General features: G+C 44.7%; 17 protein-coding genes. 6 read left to right on the plus strand and 11 right to left on the minus strand.

Features of this window, described 5'->3' with window-relative positions:
* Window positions 1–2 precede the first annotated feature (2 nt).
* The 3 genes from JFQ59_RS00425 to JFQ59_RS00435 are packed head-to-tail and all read right to left on the minus strand — an operon-like array spanning window position 3 to window position 4067.
* Window positions 3–1862: a threonine--tRNA ligase gene (locus JFQ59_RS00425; protein WP_202318419.1), complete on the minus strand. Its 1860-nt coding sequence runs from the start codon at window positions 1860–1862 to the stop codon at window positions 3–5.
* Between the two features lie 57 nt (window positions 1863–1919).
* Window positions 1920–3353: a (Fe-S)-binding protein gene (locus tag JFQ59_RS00430; protein WP_202318420.1), complete on the minus strand. Its 1434-nt coding sequence runs from the start codon at window positions 3351–3353 to the stop codon at window positions 1920–1922.
* A gap of 6 nt (window positions 3354–3359) precedes the next feature.
* Window positions 3360–4067, minus strand: a complete 708-nt coding sequence (locus JFQ59_RS00435) for a respiratory nitrate reductase subunit gamma (protein ID WP_202318421.1) — start codon at window positions 4065–4067, stop codon at window positions 3360–3362.
* 346 nt (window positions 4068–4413) lie between these two features.
* On the opposite strand from JFQ59_RS00435, the gene JFQ59_RS00440 reads away from it, so the two are divergent.
* From JFQ59_RS00440 to JFQ59_RS00460, 5 genes are all read left to right on the plus strand, one after another.
* Entirely contained in the window at window positions 4414–5352 is a 939-nt protein-coding gene (locus tag JFQ59_RS00440) for a respiratory nitrate reductase subunit gamma (protein ID WP_202318422.1), read from the plus strand.
* Between the two features lie 14 nt (window positions 5353–5366).
* Window positions 5367–6944, plus strand: coding sequence for a (Fe-S)-binding protein (locus JFQ59_RS00445; RefSeq protein WP_202318565.1), 1578 nt, complete (start codon window positions 5367–5369; stop codon window positions 6942–6944).
* A gap of 228 nt (window positions 6945–7172) precedes the next feature.
* On the plus strand, window positions 7173–7586 hold the full coding sequence (locus JFQ59_RS00450) for a hypothetical protein (RefSeq protein WP_202318423.1): 414 nt from the start codon (window positions 7173–7175) through the stop codon (window positions 7584–7586).
* Window positions 7583–8272, plus strand: a complete 690-nt coding sequence (locus JFQ59_RS00455; protein WP_202318424.1) for a hypothetical protein — start codon at window positions 7583–7585, stop codon at window positions 8270–8272. Before JFQ59_RS00450 ends, JFQ59_RS00455 begins: the two co-directional genes overlap by 4 nt.
* Window positions 8273–8274: 2 nt before the next feature.
* On the plus strand, window positions 8275–8976 hold the full coding sequence (locus JFQ59_RS00460; RefSeq protein ID WP_202318425.1) for an ATP/GTP-binding protein: 702 nt from the start codon (window positions 8275–8277) through the stop codon (window positions 8974–8976).
* Here JFQ59_RS00460 and JFQ59_RS00465 read toward each other — a convergent pair whose 3' ends face one another.
* The 4 genes from JFQ59_RS00465 to ftsZ are packed head-to-tail and all read right to left on the minus strand — an operon-like array spanning window position 8977 to window position 11221.
* Window positions 8977–9450 carry a 50S ribosomal protein L11 gene (locus JFQ59_RS00465; protein WP_202318426.1) on the minus strand — a complete coding sequence of 158 codons (474 nt, stop codon included), beginning with the start codon at window positions 9448–9450 and terminating at the stop codon, window positions 8977–8979.
* 3 nt (window positions 9451–9453) lie between these two features.
* Window positions 9454–9906 (minus strand): transcription elongation factor Spt5, encoded by a 453-nt coding sequence (locus JFQ59_RS00470; protein ID WP_202318427.1) that lies wholly within the window; start codon window positions 9904–9906, stop codon window positions 9454–9456.
* Window positions 9903–10088: a protein translocase SEC61 complex subunit gamma gene (locus JFQ59_RS00475; RefSeq protein WP_202318428.1), complete on the minus strand. Its 186-nt coding sequence runs from the start codon at window positions 10086–10088 to the stop codon at window positions 9903–9905. The genes JFQ59_RS00470 and JFQ59_RS00475 overlap by 4 nt, the downstream gene beginning before the upstream one ends.
* A gap of 32 nt (window positions 10089–10120) precedes the next feature.
* Entirely contained in the window at window positions 10121–11221 is a 1101-nt protein-coding gene (gene ftsZ / locus JFQ59_RS00480) for a cell division protein FtsZ (protein ID WP_202318429.1), read from the minus strand.
* 135 nt (window positions 11222–11356) lie between these two features.
* Here ftsZ and JFQ59_RS00485 point away from each other — a divergent pair, with 135 nt between their 5' ends.
* A complete protein-coding gene (locus JFQ59_RS00485; protein WP_202318430.1) occupies window positions 11357–12331 on the plus strand; it encodes an MBL fold metallo-hydrolase in 975 nt (324 codons plus the stop codon).
* On the opposite strand, the gene JFQ59_RS00490 is transcribed toward JFQ59_RS00485, so the two are convergent.
* The 4 genes from JFQ59_RS00490 to gyrB form a co-directional block, all read right to left on the minus strand.
* Window positions 12318–12938 (minus strand): metallophosphoesterase, encoded by a 621-nt coding sequence (locus JFQ59_RS00490; protein ID WP_202318431.1) that lies wholly within the window; start codon window positions 12936–12938, stop codon window positions 12318–12320. The genes JFQ59_RS00485 and JFQ59_RS00490 overlap by 14 nt on opposite strands.
* Before the next feature lie 68 nt (window positions 12939–13006).
* Window positions 13007–14230 (minus strand): MBL fold metallo-hydrolase, encoded by a 1224-nt coding sequence (locus tag JFQ59_RS00495; protein WP_202318432.1) that lies wholly within the window; start codon window positions 14228–14230, stop codon window positions 13007–13009.
* A 69-nt stretch (window positions 14231–14299) separates the two neighbouring features.
* Window positions 14300–15061 (minus strand): HesA/MoeB/ThiF family protein, encoded by a 762-nt coding sequence (locus JFQ59_RS00500; protein WP_230972169.1) that lies wholly within the window; start codon window positions 15059–15061, stop codon window positions 14300–14302.
* Window positions 15051–16949, minus strand: coding sequence for a DNA topoisomerase (ATP-hydrolyzing) subunit B (gene gyrB / locus JFQ59_RS00505; protein ID WP_330999814.1), 1899 nt, complete (start codon window positions 16947–16949; stop codon window positions 15051–15053). The genes JFQ59_RS00500 and gyrB overlap by 11 nt, the downstream gene beginning before the upstream one ends.
* Window positions 16950–17181: the final 232 nt, after the last annotated feature.

Consider the following 17181-nt stretch of genomic DNA (forward strand, 5'->3'; position numbering starts at 1 on the left):
TATCACCTGAAACTGGGGCGAGTTGATAAAAGCTTTGGCATCGGCAACGGCATGTATGGTCTACCCTCACACTCTTTCTTTATCCTCTCTACCAGTTCTTCGACAGTCATTTCAACCTTTTTCTGCACTTTCTGGGTTGATTCTTCCCTTACAGTAACTGTAAGCTTTCCGCTTTCAACCTCCCTGTCTCCTATTACCACGATATAGGGGATCCATTCAGTCTGTGCGTCTCTGATTTTTTTATTTAAGGTCTCTTTTCTATCGTCCACATCTACTCTGATCTCTGCCCCCTCAAGTTCCTCAGCGATTTTCAACGCATACTCCAGAAATCTCTCGCTCACGGGAACAATTCTCACCTGTGTTGGGCTGAGCCAGACCGGAAGCATGGGAAGCTTACCTTCGTCAAGCATGTACTTTGCCTTCTCGAGAAGTGCGTACATAACTCTCTCCACCGCTCCGCTGACGGAGCAGTGCAGGATGTAGGGATGCTTTTCTCCCCCATCCGCATCAACGTAGGTAATTCCATATCTTTCAGCGTTCTCAACATCTATCTGGACAGTTGATAGGGCTGAAGCCTTGTCCAGCGCATCGACAAAGTTGAACTCGAACTTTAGGACAAAGTAGAAAAAGCGGTGGTCCCACATTTCGATTAGAATTGGTTTGTTGAGAACCTCAACAAGACCGTGTACGAAGTCCCTGTTTTCCTCGTAGAAGTCTCTTGTTACTCTGACAGCCACTTCATAGTCCTCGGGATCGATTCCAATCTCTCTCAGGACTTCTACGGAAAGGCGGTACTGGTTGAAGAACTCATCCATTGCCTGCTTCATGTCCTTCGCAACGGTGTGCATATCGGGCATAGTGAAGGCTCTCAGTCGTCTGAGTCCGACAAGCTCACCCCTCTGCTCTTTCCTGAAGGAATATCTTGTCAGCTCATAGATTTTAAGTGGAAGATTTCGGTAGGTTATTGTTGAATTTGAGAGCATGAGAAACTGTCCAAAACATGCTGCGAACCGCAGGAAAAACTCCCTTTTGTCTCCTTTTATTATATACTGCCTTGCCGGAAATCTCTCGAGGTACCTTCTGAGAGTGGGATGGTTGCGGTCATACATTATGGGAGTCTCAACCTCCATTGCTCCGTAATCAATGCATTTTCTTGTTATGAACTGCTCAAGAAGCGTTTTAATAAGCCTGCCTTTCGGGTAGTACCTTATATGCCCCGAATCACTTGCAGGCTCATAGTCGGCAATTTCAAGCCTTTTCATGTACTCCACATGTGGTGGGACTGCATCTACTGCCCTTCTTTTGGAAATTTCATAATTTACAAACTTTTTCAGCTTCTCATATCCTGTGAAATCAAATCTTTCTACCTCAACAAGCTGCCTGTCTGGAGTGAGAATGTACCAGTAACTGACGACTTTTTCTTCCTCATCTTTAAGTGCCTTCGTAATCTCCGCTTCAGCCTCACCGCCAATCTCTCTGGATAATTCACTCAGTGGATGACCCTTGCATGAAATCCGGAATGATTTGTACCATCCAAACGGGGAGCGGTGAACCTCAAAATCCGAAAGCTCAATCTCAAGTTTTTTCAACAAATCAACTGCCGTTTCAGCATCCGCCAGATTGGATGAAAGGTGGGCGTACGGATAGATCATTATCCTCTCGGCATTGACTTTTTCAGCAACCTCTCTAATGGCATCAGCGGCCTTTTTGACAACATCCTCGTTATCTCCTTTCTCCACCGACGTAAAGACTACAAGAACCTCTTCAACCCTTTCGCCCTTTCCTTCGAAAGGTTCCGCAACTTTTGTCTTCTTTTTTACCTCATATTCCATGTAATCGGCATGAATGAGCAGGAGTTTCATGCAACAGCAAACAGCTAGAGAATAATAAAGTTTTCCGAAATAAAAAGGAGAAAAATTTTACTCGTAAACAAGGGCATTTGCCACAAGTTCACTTACACCAGAGAAGCGCATGTCAAGTTTCCAGTAGTTTATCAGCTCTCTGAACTGTGCCTTGCAGTTTGAGCATATTGTTGCAATGACCTTTGCTCCTGTCTGTTTGAGCTGCTCAACCTTTACCTTGCCGTATGTTTCCATTCTGAATTTCAGGAAATCGTCCTTGGTCATGATTGCGAATCCACTACCACCACCGCAGCAGTAATTCCACTCTCTATTGGGATGCATCTCTCTGTAATCCTTACATGCCGCCTGAAGGATTCTCCTCGGCTCCTCATAAATACCTCCCGTTCTACCCCACTTGCATGAGTCGTGGAAAGTTACGGGCTCAGGATTCTTTTCCTTGTCAAGCTTCAGTCTACCCTCTCTTATAAACTGATCGAGAAGCTCCATCCAGCTTATCACCTTAAATGGCCTCTCTTCCGGTGGTATCAGATCCTTTGCAAAATGTGCAATGGCATCATATGCGTGTCCACATTCTCCAACCACAAGGTATTCTGGCTCAAGCTTCCTGATGGTCTCAACATGAGCTTTCATAACTCTTACAAGGTCTTCATCGCTGTAAAACAGTCCGTAATTTACGATGTCGAAAACTCCAGTGTGCTGCGAGTTCAGTGACCAATCCTCTCCAACGTAGTTCATAATTTCTACGATTCCCTGAACGGTCTCCGTGAATGCCAGGTAGTCTCCGGCGTTGTTGATGACCAGGTATTTTACACCTTTCTTGTCAACGGGTATGTCCACTTCCACACCTTTTTCGTCTTCGATATCCTCTTTTATAAATTCCAGAATGTCCATGAATGCCTCGTAGGGTATTTTGGGAGCACTTCCGTATTTGAGCTGGTTCTCCACACCGTTTGCTTTGAGTTCATCTGGTGCGATACCAATGTCAGCAAAAATTTTTCTTATTTCCCTCGTTATCAGTCCGTTATCCAGACCGAACGGGCACGCAAGGGCACATCTTCTGCATACAGTACATCTGTAGGCTGCTTCAGCCAGGGCGTTGATGTCATCCTCTGTCGGGTCTTTTGCCCCTATCAGTGGACCGAAAAGCTTGCCAGTAAGGGTAAAATGCTTCTTGTAAATTTTTCTGAACATGTCCGAGCGATAGACTGGACTGTAAATCTTCTTCCTTCCACTTCCTATGTATACTGAGCAGGCCTCGGCACAGGTTCCGCACTTTGTGCACGCCTCAAGTGTTAGTTTGTATGGCAGTAAAAACGGCCAGTTCTGTTTTGACAGCGATTTTCTCATAGCTTCCAGGAATTTTTCTTTTTTAGGCTCATCAGGTCTTAGAATCTCATCTGAAAGCGCTCTGTAATCATCGAAAACTCTCCTCCATTTGACTACTTCAACGGCCTTTTCGGCTGACTTCTCAACTGCTCTCTCCTCAACCATAGTTCATCACCTCGGATATATGTGTCTCTCGTCCAGAATCACCTTCTGACCGAAGAGTATTGCAATAGGGTGAATCAGCGTCTTAAACGGCAGATACATCATGTAAATCTGGGCCAGTGTTATGTGGAGAAGGAACAGCGGATGGGATGGGGGTTCAACGGGGTTGAGGGTGAGGATTCCCTGCACCCATGCCCACATCTGCTCGTGATCAATTATCCCCGCAATTCTGAGATAGGCACCGAGGGTAAGGGTGGCCATCAGCAGAATCAGTGCAAAATAGTCGGCAAATGTTGAGTCAACCTTGTTCTTTGCCATATCTATCCTTCTTATAAAGAAGCCGACAGTTCCTATTGCTGCTGCAATACCCGCTGCTGCTCCCAGATAATACTCGGCGGGCCCAAGGGATGGCACAAAGATATACTTTGCATGGAAGCTAAGGCTGATTATCAATCCAATATGGAAGAGCATTGCAAGAGACCATATGGATATGTCTACCTTTCTCGGTCCGGGGAGTGCAAATATTTTCTTTATGATTCCCAATAGTATGTCAAAAGTATTATGTTTTGCTGGAAACAGTGCCCATACCACTGGTCTTGGCATCACGGCCCATTTGACGAAATTGTAAACAAGAGCCAGTGTCATCACTCCCAGAGTTATGTACGGCAAAATGTTTGCTATAAACCATGCTAAATCTCCTGCCATGGTTTTTTTCACCTCCGGATTTTTTTTCGATTGGCCACTTATAAACTTTTCCAAATAAAAGAAATTTCAATATGATAAAAACTGAAAAAACTATTAATTTATTAAAAAAGATTTTATTAAGCACATTCTAATTTTGAAATTTCATCATTCTTTTGTTTATAACAGCGTTATTAATTTAATTTAAAAGAAATATCACATAGTTTTTTAAATTCTGGTTTTGGTTTGAATTTTCAGATATGTGCACTACCTTTTTTATAAAAAATAAAAATCCAATTTTTTTCTATAATTATTAAAGTTTCAGGAAAATTTTAAATAATTCATAAGACAAAGTTTAATTGATGATAAGGAGGTGGGTGGTATGATCTGGTTGCAGATATTGGCGTATGCTGGTATAGGCGTATTTGTATTGGTCACACTTTTGAAATTCGTAAGGTACTCAACGATGCCACTTCACTTGAGATGGGAATTGTATCCCGTCCCGCACGAAAAATACAGGGCGGAACATGGGGGAAGCTACTACGAGGAGCCAGAATGGTGGAAAAAGCCCATTGAAACGACCTTCCTGGGAGAGCTAAAGGAGATGCTGATGGAGATGCTGTTCATCAAAAGGGAGTTTGAGCACAACAGGTCGCTTTGGTACTTCTCGTTTCCGTTTCATGCGGGAATCTATCTGATGCTTTTCTGGTTCTTCCTGATATTCGCATCTGCAATAAGCTATGTTGCAGGGCTGGGAAATATTGAAAATCTGGCGATGGGTCTGGCAAAAGTAGTCGGAATTGCTGGTATGATTCTGCTGACGGTTGGTTGTGCGGGGTTATTTGTCAGGAGAATTTCTGATAGAAAACTCAGAACCTACAGTTCAGCTTCGGATTACTTCAATCTTCTGTTTATCCTTTCGGTAGTCCTTACAGGGTTCTATGCCTGGAGGGTGGATCCGAACTTCAGTATTGCAAAAACTTTTGCAGCATCGTTGGTCACGTTTACTCCCCTGAATACAGAATTGCCTGCTGCGGTTACGTTACATACTGCTCTTCTGTCCGTCCTCGTTGCCTATATCCCGACCACAAAAATGTCACACTACGTTGCCAAATACTTCACGTACCATCAAATTCTGTGGGAGGATCACCCGAACATAGGAATGTCTCCTCTCAGAGAAAAGATAAAAGAGGTACTCAGTTATAAGGTAAAGTGGTCAGCTCCACATATAAGGGAGGACTTAACCTGGGCAGAGGAAGCAACAACGATCGAGCCTATATTGCAGATAAAGGCTATAGAAGAAAGGAGGAGGAAGAGATAACGAGGTACAGGCTGATGGTCGACTATATTTTTAATTTTATCTCATTCGAAGACTTTTCAGAAATTGACAAACAATTGGTAAGAATAAGACAGAACGAGCTATCGCACCTGCCCTTCTCTGGGGAACCGGACCTGACCGAGCCAAACCCGGAGTGGGGCGAAAAATACGTAACGGAGCTTGACGGCTACATAGCCATAGATGTGCCGTGGAAACCACAGACGAAAGAGGAAGAGGAAGAACTGGTAAACAAGTTTCTATCGGGTTTGAGAAAGCTGCTCGACAAGGAGAGCAATTGGACATTTCTGCAGCCATTGCTCCTGTCTCTTGAATACTGTGCTCGCTGTCAGACCTGCAGTGAGGCATGTCCGATTTACATTGCCAGCGGAAGAAAGGAGATATACAATCCAAATTTTAGATCGGAGATCCTGAGGAAAATAATTAAGGAGACGAAGGGTGGTAAGAAGAGGTCAAAGAAAGTCAATGCAAAAACAATAACCAGACTGGCAGAGCTCTCATACAGATGCACGATCTGCAGAAGGTGCACACAGACATGCCCCATAGGTGTTGATAACGGACTGATAACCAGAGAGATAAGGAAGCTCTTCAGTCAGGAGCTGGGCATAGCCCCCACCGCTCTGCACAAATCCGGTACAGTTCAGCATCTGGAAAAGGGCTCATCCACAGGTCTGACGCCTGAGGGATTTTCTGACATAATCGAGTTCATTGAGGAGGACATCGAGGAAAGAACTGGAAAGAAGATTAAGATACCTGTTGACGAGAAGGGGGCGGATATACTGTTAATCCACAACGCTGGAGAGTATCTTAGCTGGCCTGAAAATGTGGCCGCCTTTGCAATAATCTTCGAAGAAGCTGGGCTTGACTGGACACTGAGCAGTGATATGGTTGGGTATGATGCGGTTAACTATGGTGTGTGGTACGATGATGTGCAGCTTTCCAGAATAGCGTTAAAACATGCAGAGATCGCCCACAAGCTTGATGTCAACAGGATTGTGGTTGGAGAGTGCGGACATGCACATAAGGCTATCACGGTTATAGCAGACAGGATCTTTGTCGATGAGTACAACATCCCAAGAGAAAGCTGTTTGCCATTGTTGTGGGATATAGTGAGGAAGAAGAAACTCAATCTTGACCCCGAGAAGAACAATTTCCCTGTCACGCTGCATGATCCATGCAACGTTGTAAGGCTGATGGGTATAGTAGAACCTCAGCGCAGAATACTCAACGAAATATGTCCTCAGTTCAGAGAAATGCACCCCAATGGTGTGTACAACTACTGCTGCGGTGGTGGTAGTGGTTTTGCCATAATGAACTCGATGAACTTCCCGGAGTTCAGGGCCAAGGTTGCCAGCAGGATGAAACTAAAGCAGATTCTCGATGCCTTCCAGGATCACATTGAGCCGGACGTACAGAAATATGTCTGCGCACCATGCAGTAACTGCAAGGGAGCGATCAGAGATATTTTAACCCATTACAACGTCACGGAGAAGTGCGGAATTTACTACGGTGGGCTTGTGGAGCTTATTGTGAATGCGATGGTGGATGTCGAGGAACCATTCGTAGAAATGTACTGAATTTTTTATTAATTTTGTTTATCTTTTCTCAAACACTAGGATATTGTTTTCAGGGTTTTTTATGTGCCGTTCTTTTTGAGGTACAGTCCAGTTATCCTGCCTCTCTCTTTAAAATGATATGAATAGTGCTCGGATGGGATAGTACTAAAATTATACTGGGATAGAGCAATGTGATACTTCGGGATCCAATCAAAAACTAAAAATAATCTCCTGCTAACATATACATAGGTGATCGGTATCAGCTGGCAGATACTTCTTGCGGTCGTGAGTGTAATTGCCGGATTTGTGGTGACAGACAAGTTTCTCGAGAGGAAGGGATTCAGAGTAAAGAAGAGAGGTGTACATGTAACCCTGGAAAATCTGGCCAGGCATCTTGCTGAGAGATACCTGGTAAAGGTAGCTGTGATCACTGAAGACTTGCATGAGGTTGTGGATGTTGATGAATATGAGGTTGATGAGATGAGAACAGCTCTTGAGGTATCGAGAAGTGACGAAATACTTCTGATTGCCGGTAGTGATTACAGGTATGCGGTAAAAAGGGGGAACGCTTTTGTATATGTCCACGGTAAGTTTATCTCTCTTGAGGATTTTTCCAAACTATGGTTGACCGTACAGAATGCCTTTGAGGGGGTGAAAAGTTGATCGTAATATTGCTGGCTTTAATCTCTGCAACCACAGCAGTGCAGGGTGATGTGGTCAATCTCACCCTTGACCAGCCTGCAGAGGTTGTAATGGATGATTGCATGTATATTGAGGAAACTCTAACCAGCCATGAAAATCTGTCGGCTGGAGACTACGGGATAAAGATAACACATTCGTGCCTCGGAACTTACTATATTTCTGTAAAGGAGAAAGGTGGGAGGGAACAGCAGATAGCTCTTAAGGTTGAGGAGGATCCAAATCCAAGGGAGTCCCTCAAATCCTTGGATGCGGAGATCATGAATCTTAAAAAGGAGATCTCGGGTCTGGATAATAAGCTCAGCTACTATAAAAGTCTTGTCGAAACTCTCAACAGCATCAATATGGAACTTTATGATAGAATAAAGGGGTATGTGGGAGAGAATAAGCGTCTTGAAAGTGAACTGGCGAAATACAAGATGCTGTCAGAGAACTGCACCAGAGTTGTAACTAGCCTCGAGAGCCTGATGAAGTCAAAGAACGAAACAATAGCGCATCTTGAGCAGGAGAATGCAAAGCTTGAGGGAAAGGTAAAAAACCTGACCCGAAATTTGACTGTTATGGAGTCCTACACTGACCTGTTCAGAACCATGTTTACCGTAACGCTTGCATTCCTCGTGGGAGCGTTGTTTGCAATATTCAGGAGGTGAGCATGGAGATCTTTGTTATAGGTAGCGCAGGTAGTGGAAAGAGCACGTTTGTTAGATGCTTTTCTGATTTTCTCACAGAAAAAGGGTACGATGTCAGGTGTGTCAATATTGATCCGGCGAGCGAGGCAATTTATACCGCAAGTGCTGACATCAGGAAATACATCAGAACTGAGGAGGTTATGAGAGAATATGGTCTTGGCATAAACGGTGCCCTGCTCAAGTCCATTGAGCTCGGGGTGAGGTTTGCCGGCAGCCTTAAGGTGAAAGGTGACTATGTTCTTTACGACACTCCGGGACAGATGGAGCTTTTTCTTTATTCTGCCGAGGGTAGAGAATTCGTTGAGAAACTTTCTGGAAGATTCAGTGCGGCAGTATTTCTCATGGACATAACGCTTCTTGGAGATGCAGAAAGCCTGATATCTGCAATTCTTCAGAATGTAATAGTTTCCCTTCGCCTGTCACTGCCAACGATTACAGCCTTTACCAAAGTAGATATCAGAGATGTTGACGTGGAGGGCCTGATTGAGGATGTGTACTCAAAAGAGGGTGTGCTTGCAGAGCTACTCGAGAAGGTTGTTGGGTTTGTAGAGTACACAACCATACCCTATCGACCCATTAAAATCTCAAATATTAAAAAAACAGGATACGAAGACCTTTTCTCAGCCCTGAATGAATTGTTCTGCTCTTGCGGCGATATCAGCTAGCTACTCTTCAGGAATCTCGATCTTTCCCTCTTCAATCTCCTTCGTTATCTCCTTTGGAGTCTTGCCTTCAACGGTTATCCCCATTGAGTTGCATGTTCCCAGGACCTCTTTTACGACCTCCTTGAGTGTGTAGGAGAGCGATTCTTCCTTCTTGATCCTCGCTATTTTTATAAGCTGTTCCATTGTTAAGTCTCCAACGAACTCTCTGCCAGGATTTGTGGCCCCCTTCTCGATCCCCAGCTCCCTTTTTACAAGAGCCGAGACCGGCGGAATACCAACCTCTATGTCAAAGGACCTGTCGTCGTGGACAATTATTTTCACTGGAACGTTGAGCCCCTCATAATCTTTCGTGGCCTCATTTATCCTGTCTACTACCTGCTTAACGTTAAGTCCGAGAGGACCAATAGCCGGACCCAGGGGTGGGCCCGGAGAAGCCTGACCTCCCGGTACCAGAACCTCAACCACCTGCACCATTTATTACACCTCCTCTTTTTTGTCTATCACTCTAACATGGTCTGCCTTGACCGTTACCGGAATCGGCACGACAGCCTCAAGAAGTTCAACCGTTATTTCATTTTTTGCCTCATCAACTCTCTTGACTATTGCGAGCTCGCCCTTGAATGGACCTGATATGACTTCAACAGTGTCACCCTCCCTTATCTGCTCTGCCGCTTTCTTGGGTGTCAGGAAGTGCTCTATTTCCTCAAATTTGACCTCACCCTTCACCACACCCTTGACATGTGGCAGACCCCGTATGGCTTTCAGCAGATCGTCAGGATTCTCAACTTCTACTATAATGTACCCTTTAAGCTCTTTCGGGGCGAGAATTGAGTAAACGGCAAGGTTGTGCTTTTTTGCCGCTATTTCCATCAAATTTGCGACCACCCTTTCCTGATTCGCTGTAGTTTTAACCGCGAAATATCTGCTCATTTCAGGGCACCCGGAAGAATCTCCATAAGAATATATATCGCAAACCCGATAAATCCAACTATAATCATCACTACTATGGCTACCTTTGCCGTTGTTGAGAATTCCTCCCAGTCTGGCTTTCTTGCCATTTTCAGTACGTTATAGTACTCCCTGAGTTTATTCTGAATTTCACTAGACTGCATGAATCTACTCTTTATAGGTCGGTTTTTTAAGCTTATCTCACAAAGTCAATACCGTATTTCCTCGTCACGGGATAGCCTTTTCGCCCCAGAATCTGCGGACTTTTAACTCCTGTGACTATAATCAGCGTCCTCATCGTATTCTCTAGTTCTGGGTCTATCATTGCACCCCAGATTATCCTGGCATCTGGATCGACCTTGCTGTATATCTCTTCAATCACGCTTTCCGCTTCTTCGATGGTCATATCCGGCCCTCCGGTAACGTTGACTAAAGCCGCCTTTGCCCCAGAGATGTCGACATCCAGAAGTGGACTCTTAAGCGCTTTTCTAACGGACTCAGCAGCCTTGTCCTCTCCGCTGGCTTCACCAAGACCGATCATCGCAACTCCACCCTTTTCCATAACTGTCCTGACATCTGCGAAGTCGAGATTGATGAGTGCCGGTTTGGTTATCAGCTCAGTTATGCCTTTCACAGCCCTCATGAGGATTTCATCCGCAACCTTGAAGGCAAGCTGCATTGGATAGTTTGGGACAACCTCAAGCAATCTGTCGTTGGGTATGACAATGACGGTATCGGCCACCTCCCGCAATCTTTCAAGTCCTGCCTCAGCATTCGCCCTTCTTATTGCACCCTCAGCCGAAAAAGGAAATGTGACCACGGCGATGGTCAGTGCTCCCGCTTCCTGAGCAGCCTCGGCGACAACAGGAGCTGCCCCCGTTCCGGTCCCGCCACCGAGACCGCATGTTACAAAAACCATATCCGAGCCTTCGACAAGCTTTTTGATTTCATCCTCGCTCTCTCTCGCAGCCTCCTCACCAACCTGAGGAAGACTCCCTGCCCCAAGACCCCTCGTCCTCCTTTTTCCAATCAGGATCCTCTTGTTGGCTTTGGTGTAGTAAAGGTGCTGAACGTCTGTATTCAAAGCAATCATCTCAGCACCTTCAATTCCCTCCTCGTACATCCTCGTAATGGTGTTGCAACCAGCACCGCCCACTCCAATTACTTTGATAATGGTTCTCAGTTCGTGCAGTGTTTGCAGTATTTCATCTTCAACATCTTCAACTCCTCTACCTTCAATTCTCTCTTTCTTCTCCCTCTCAGCTCTCGCAAGAGCTTCTTCCACGATGGATTTCATGAGCATCCCCCAATACTTTTTCAATTATCAATGCAAGATAGTATATAAAATCTTTGTTCACTTTCGCCCTTTCTCCATTTCCTTTGATTCAATTGCAGCCATCACCCTTATAATTCACCGGGAGAACAAATGTTGATGATCGAAAAAATTGCTGATGGGATTTACAGAATCGAGATTCCACTGCCGCGAAATCCCCTCAAATATACAAATTCGTATCTGATAGGGAGATTTGATGGATTTCTGTTAGTGGATACTGGAATGAATAGAAAGGAGTGTCGTGAGGCGTTATATACGGCATTAAGGAGCCTGCAAATTGATTTTTCTAAACTTTCCGTGTTCATCACACATCTCCACGCTGACCATATCGGTCTTGCGGGTGAGGTTGGTGGGGAGGTGTTCTTCAGTAAAACTGAATCCGAAATAGTCAGAAAGATGCTTGACGATCCGTCCGGGTACTGGGAAACCATTCTGGAAACCTACATTGCAAACGGTTTTCCGGAGAGAGAAGCAAAAAAGATGCTGAGGCTTCATCCGGGGATAAGGTACACGTCGATGGAGAAGATTGAGTTCTCAGAGGTTGTTGATGGAGATGAAATAGATGTGGGTGGTTACTTGCTGAAATGCATAGAAACTCCTGGTCACTCTCCGGCTCATATGTGCCTTTATGATGAAGAGGGTAAGCTGTTTTTCTCAGGTGATCACGTTCTAATTGACATAACGCCCAATATCACGTGGTGGCCTTTTCTGGACAACTCACTCGGAAGTTATCTTGAAAGTCTGGAAAAGGTTTACAATCTGGATGTAAATCTGGTACTTCCCGGTCACAGAAGGCTCTGGTACGATCTCAGAAAGAGGATCGATGAAATCAGGAGACATCACAGAGCAAGACTTGTCGAAACCCTTGCTGCTCTGGATAGGCCCAAAACTGCCTGGGAAATCGCACCCAGCATAACATGGGACCTGGTTTACACAGACTGGGAAGAGGTGCATGTTGTCCAGAAGTGGTTTGCTGTCGGTGAGACGATTGCTCATCTCGAGTACCTTCAAAAGGAGGGACTGGTTGAGAGAGATGTTGAGAACGGTCTGGTAAAGTATTTCAAATCCTGTTGAGCTCAGCTTCCATACTTTCTGCGTTAAAAATAGCAAATCTGCCCCACATTACCGGTCCCGGGTTTACGGCTGTGATCACGCTGTTGATGATTCCGTGGCACTCATGGATGTGTCCGCAGAATGCAACATCAAACAATCCAATGTTCTCCCTTATCACCCTGCAACCTGCGTTAATTCCGGAACGCGTTGTGTCCAGAATGCCCTTTGGTGGACAGTGGGAAAGAAGGATGTTGCGATCACCAAATTGAAAGCTCTGTATAAAACTTCTCATTTCCTCTTCTGTGTACTCGGATGGTGTGCCGAAAGGTGTGATCCCCGAGCCCCCAAGACCGTGGAGAGTAAAGTTATCAACCTTTACGCTTTTTCCGTGAATGAACCTTATTGCATCCAGATCATATTCGAGAATATCCTCGTAATCGCAGTTTCCGTGGACAGCATAGCATTCGTCGGTGAATTTGGAAATTATGGCATCTGCCTGAAAAACATCCTCTCTTTTGAACTGTGTAATGTCCCCCGCTATAAACACGGTATCGTAGCTGGCAGCATCAAGGATATTTTTTAAGTTGCTGAATGAGGAGTGTATATCAGAAAGGACCAGAATCTTCACAGGTGGAGTTGGGAAAAATCTGTTTAAAAATACAGCGCCCGGAAAAATCTATTTTGAAAAATAATTATTTATATAACGTAGATATCTCCGTTTTTGGGAGCATATGCGTCAACGCCCAGATTTTCTCTGATCCACTCTGCGAAAGCTTCGGTTTCCTCACCGTGAATTGTGAACACTATATCGGCGCCCTTTTTAACAACTCTTCTCACGTACTCCTTTAGCTGCCTGTCATCAGCGTGGGCTGAAAAGTCGTACTGCTCAATCCCCATCTTCAGTTTAACCGTCCGTGTTCCGAGATTGATCATTCCATGTTTCAGTGCCATGTCTCCATTCGTCCCCTCAACCTGGTAGCCAGTCAGTATTATCTTCGACTTCTCATCATTGTAGAGTTTTGAAATGTAGAACATTGCAGGTCCACCGTTGAGCATTCCAGCAGTCGTAACCACGGCAGAAGGCTCCTCAAGAACGATTTCTCTCCGCTTCCACTCTACCGGAATGGAGTTCTTCATAGCCTTCTTCAGTTCCTTGGGACTTTTGATAAAGTCCGGATACTTCTGGATTATACGCGCAACTTCCTTGCCCATTCCGTCAACGTATGGTGTGATTCCGTGCTTCGACAGAATCATGAGCACTTCCTGGGTTCTTCCAACGGCGAAGGCCGGTATTATCGCATGGCCACCCCTGTCAATTGTGTCCACAACACTCTCGACAAACGCCCTCTCAAGTTCTCTTCTGTCTGGATGTTCCGTTCCAAAGTACGTGCTTTCCACAATCAAAATATCCGTGTGGGGATACTCCGTATCTGCCCCCTCAAGAAGTCTCGTTTCCTCCAGTTTTATGTCGCCGGAATACAGAATATCTATATCGCCTCGCATGTGGACGCTTGCACTGCCCGGTATGTGTCCTGCGTTAAAGAACTCTATTTCGTAGTTATCAAATTCAATTGGATCTTCGTACTCCAGTTCTCTCAAATTGCTCTCGAACTGCCTCAGCTCCCTCTTGGTGAATGGTGGTGGTTGCATGATGTTCATTGAGTCCTTCAAAAGTATCATAGACAGGTCGTGAGACGGAGGAGTCAGAATAACATCGGGATCATAATACATGAGATTTGGTGCCACCCCAACATGATCAAGGTGGCCGTGAGAGATAACCACAGCTCTTGGAGATAAACCGTCCAGAGGAAATTCAGGAGGATCGGACGGCTTTACACCGTAATCGAGTACAATACCATCTATCATTACAGCCGATCTTCCAACTTCTCTGCATCCACCAAGGAATTTGATCGTGGTCATACCACATTACTACTTTATGTTTGAATATATAAGTTTCGCCCCATAAAATTCATTTTTAATTGGAATAATTTACACAAATCTTTTAATTTCACACCTCCCGGTGTAATTTTCCTCGAACATACCATTGAGCTTTCCGCTGCAAACCGGGCAGTTGTTGTTGGCGGGGATGGTAAAGGAAAAGAACTCCATGGTACTCAGATCACCTCTCAGGACTCTCCCACTGGTGAGGCTGCCATTGCGTGTTATGAGCTTTATCACCTCAGACGCCTGCATCGCCCCAAATACGCCTGCTGTTGCTCCAACTATTGCAGTACCACCTGTTTCTGGAGATTCTGGCAGGTAACACCTGTAGCATGGATTTCCGGTGAAAACTGAGAGCTCCCCCTCCCATCCGTAAACCGCCGAATGCACGAAGGGTTTTTTCAGGAGCATTGAGGCATCGTTTATTATGTATCTGATTTTGAAGCTGTCAGGACATCCAACGATCACGTCGTAAGACTTGATTAGCCTGAGAGCGTTTCTGGGATGTATCCAGTATGGGTAAACATCAACTACAACATCAGGATTGAGTTTTTCGACAAACATTGCTGCAGATTCTGCTTTATTTTCATTCAGATTTCCCGCATGAATTATCTGCCTCTGAAGGTTGGACAGCTCGACGGTATCCCCATCAACAATTCCGAGCCTGCCAACACCTGCGGCGGCAAGATAGGCTATGACAGGGCTTCCAAGCCCACCAGCCCCTATTACAAGAACTCTGGCATTTTGCAGCCTCTCCTGCCCATCAATCCCGAAAACTTCAATCTGCCTTTTGTATTTCTCAAATATCAAGATTTTTGACCTCCTTCGAGTGCTCCATTATAAAGTTCCTTCTTCCCTCAACATCATCCCCCATCAAAATTCTAAACAGTTCATCAGCTCTTCTCGCATCTTCAAGCGTAACCTGAATCAGAATTCTGTTTTCCGGATTCATCGTCGTTTCCCATAATTGACTGGGATTCATTTCCCCCAGACCCTTATATCTCTGTACTTCTGCGTTGCCAAGCCGTTCCAGCGTTCTGCCGAGCTCATCTTCCGAATATGCGTAGTACTGTTTCTTTCCCTTTTTTATCATATACAGAGGAGGTTGAGCTATGTAGAGATAACCGCTCTCTATCAGAGGCTTCATGTAGCGGTAGAAGAATGTAAGCAGAAGGGTTCTTATATGTGCTCCATCAACATCTGCATCAGTCATTATAATAATTCGTTTGTATCTTGTTTTGGTTATATCGAAATCCTTCCCCATGCCTGCACCTATGGCCGATATTATCGCCTTTATCTCCTCGTTTTTCAAAATCCTTGCCATGCCGGCTTTTTCAACATTGATTATCTTACCTTTGATTGGAAGAATTGCCTGAAATCTCCTGTCTCTTGCCTGTTTTGCTGACCCACCTGCCGATTCCCCTTCAACAATGAATAGTTCTCGTTCATCCGGGTTTTTGGACGAACAATCCGCAAGCTTTCCGGGAAGTGTCGCTGCTAAATCGTTTCTTTTCTTAACAAGCTCTCTAGCCTTCTTTGCAGCTTCTCTCGCCTTTTTGGCCAAAATAAACTTGTTGATCAGAAGTTCTGACCTGGAAGGGTTTTCCTCGAGCCATCTCAATACTCCGGTGTACACGGACGATTCAACGGCCGTTTTGACATCGCTGTTGGTTAGTTTGGTTTTCGTCTGTCCTTCAAACTGAGGTTCGGGAACCTTGACGCTTATTACTGCTGTTAACCCCTCCCTGACGTCTGAACCCGTTACCGGCTCAAACTTCCTGATGTTTTTTCTTCCGTACTCGTTAACAGCTCTTGTCAATCCAGCTCTGAATCCGATGACGTGAGAACCGCCTTCTGAGGTGTTTATGTTGTTTGCAAAAGCGTGAATATTTTCGATCTCGGAATCCGTAAACTGGATAGCCACTTCAAGAGATATCCCGTTCTTCGTATCCTCTATGTATATTGGCTCGTGGAGGGTTTTATAATTCCTGTTCAGTGATTTCACCAGGCCGACAATTCCATCCTCAAAGTGAAAGATTTTTCTTTTACTCACCCTCTCATCTTCGAGTATGATTTTGAGACCCTTGTTGAGATATGCCAGCTCCTTTAGCCTCTGAGATACGATCTCGTATTTGAATTCTGTGGTCTCGAATATCTCGTCATCTGGTTTAAATCTAATGGTTGTGCCACTCTCTTCTGTTTCACCTATTATCTTCAGCTCAGTTGCAGGCCGTCCCCTCTCGTATCGCTGATAGAATACTTTCCCGTTTCTCCGGACAGTCACTTCCAGCCACTCCGAAAGGGCGTTTACCACCGACACACCTACACCGTGCAATCCACCAGAAACCCTGTAAACTTTTTTTGAGAACTTTCCTCCCGCATGGAGCTTTGTCATAACAATTTCAAGTGCCGATTTACCTAATTCGTGCATTTCAGTTGGAATGCCGCGTCCGTTATCCTCTACGCTTGCTGAACCGTCTTTGTGAAGGGTCACTTTTATTGTGTCGCAGAACCCTGCAAGGGCCTCATCGATGCTGTTGTCGACAACCTCCCACAGCAGGTGGTGAAGTCCCCTAACTCCTGTACCGCCAATGTACATCCCCGGCCTCTTTCTCACTGCATCGAGGTCGTCAAGCACCTCGATATCTCTGGCTGAATAATCAGAATCGCTGGTTTCGAACACGTCGTTTCCTACCACAATATCACTATGCCCCTCTGTTAATAAGTACTTTGTTTTAATTAACCAGCTATTTTAATTTTTTTGATTTAATTTATTTTAAGTATTAATTTATAGTATGTTAATATTAAAATTTTAAATGTTTGTTAGTCTATCTTGTAGTATACTTTATTTTTAATTTCTTTTTTTAGAAAAAAATTTAATTTAAATTAATTTTTAATAAATAATAAAGTTAAGTACAAGCAATTATTCC

Source organism: Archaeoglobus neptunius, assembly GCF_016757965.1.
Taxonomy (GTDB): domain Archaea; phylum Halobacteriota; class Archaeoglobi; order Archaeoglobales; family Archaeoglobaceae; genus Archaeoglobus; species Archaeoglobus neptunius.

What these genes read in the sequence shown, in the direction of transcription:
- JFQ59_RS00465 (WP_202318426.1), bottom strand. Translation starts at nt 9,450, where the DNA reads ATGGTGCAGGTGGTTGAGGTTCTGGTACCGGGAGGTCAGGCTTCTCCG.
- JFQ59_RS00495 (WP_202318432.1), bottom strand. Translation starts at nt 14,230, where the DNA reads ATGACCACGATCAAATTCCTTGGTGGATGCAGAGAAGTTGGAAGATCG.
- JFQ59_RS00470 (WP_202318427.1), bottom strand. Translation starts at nt 9,906, where the DNA reads ATGAGCAGATATTTCGCGGTTAAAACTACAGCGAATCAGGAAAGGGTG.
- JFQ59_RS00440 (WP_202318422.1), top strand. Translation starts at nt 4,414, where the DNA reads ATGATCTGGTTGCAGATATTGGCGTATGCTGGTATAGGCGTATTTGTA.
- JFQ59_RS00430 (WP_202318420.1), bottom strand. Translation starts at nt 3,353, where the DNA reads ATGGTTGAGGAGAGAGCAGTTGAGAAGTCAGCCGAAAAGGCCGTTGAA.
- ftsZ (WP_202318429.1), bottom strand. Translation starts at nt 11,221, where the DNA reads ATGAAATCCATCGTGGAAGAAGCTCTTGCGAGAGCTGAGAGGGAGAAG.
- JFQ59_RS00460 (WP_202318425.1), top strand. Translation starts at nt 8,275, where the DNA reads ATGGAGATCTTTGTTATAGGTAGCGCAGGTAGTGGAAAGAGCACGTTT.
- JFQ59_RS00425 (WP_202318419.1), bottom strand. Translation starts at nt 1,862, where the DNA reads ATGAAACTCCTGCTCATTCATGCCGATTACATGGAATATGAGGTAAAA.
- JFQ59_RS00475 (WP_202318428.1), bottom strand. Translation starts at nt 10,088, where the DNA reads ATGCAGTCTAGTGAAATTCAGAATAAACTCAGGGAGTACTATAACGTA.
- JFQ59_RS00485 (WP_202318430.1), top strand. Translation starts at nt 11,357, where the DNA reads ATGATCGAAAAAATTGCTGATGGGATTTACAGAATCGAGATTCCACTG.
- JFQ59_RS00445 (WP_202318565.1), top strand. Translation starts at nt 5,367, where the DNA reads ATGGTCGACTATATTTTTAATTTTATCTCATTCGAAGACTTTTCAGAA.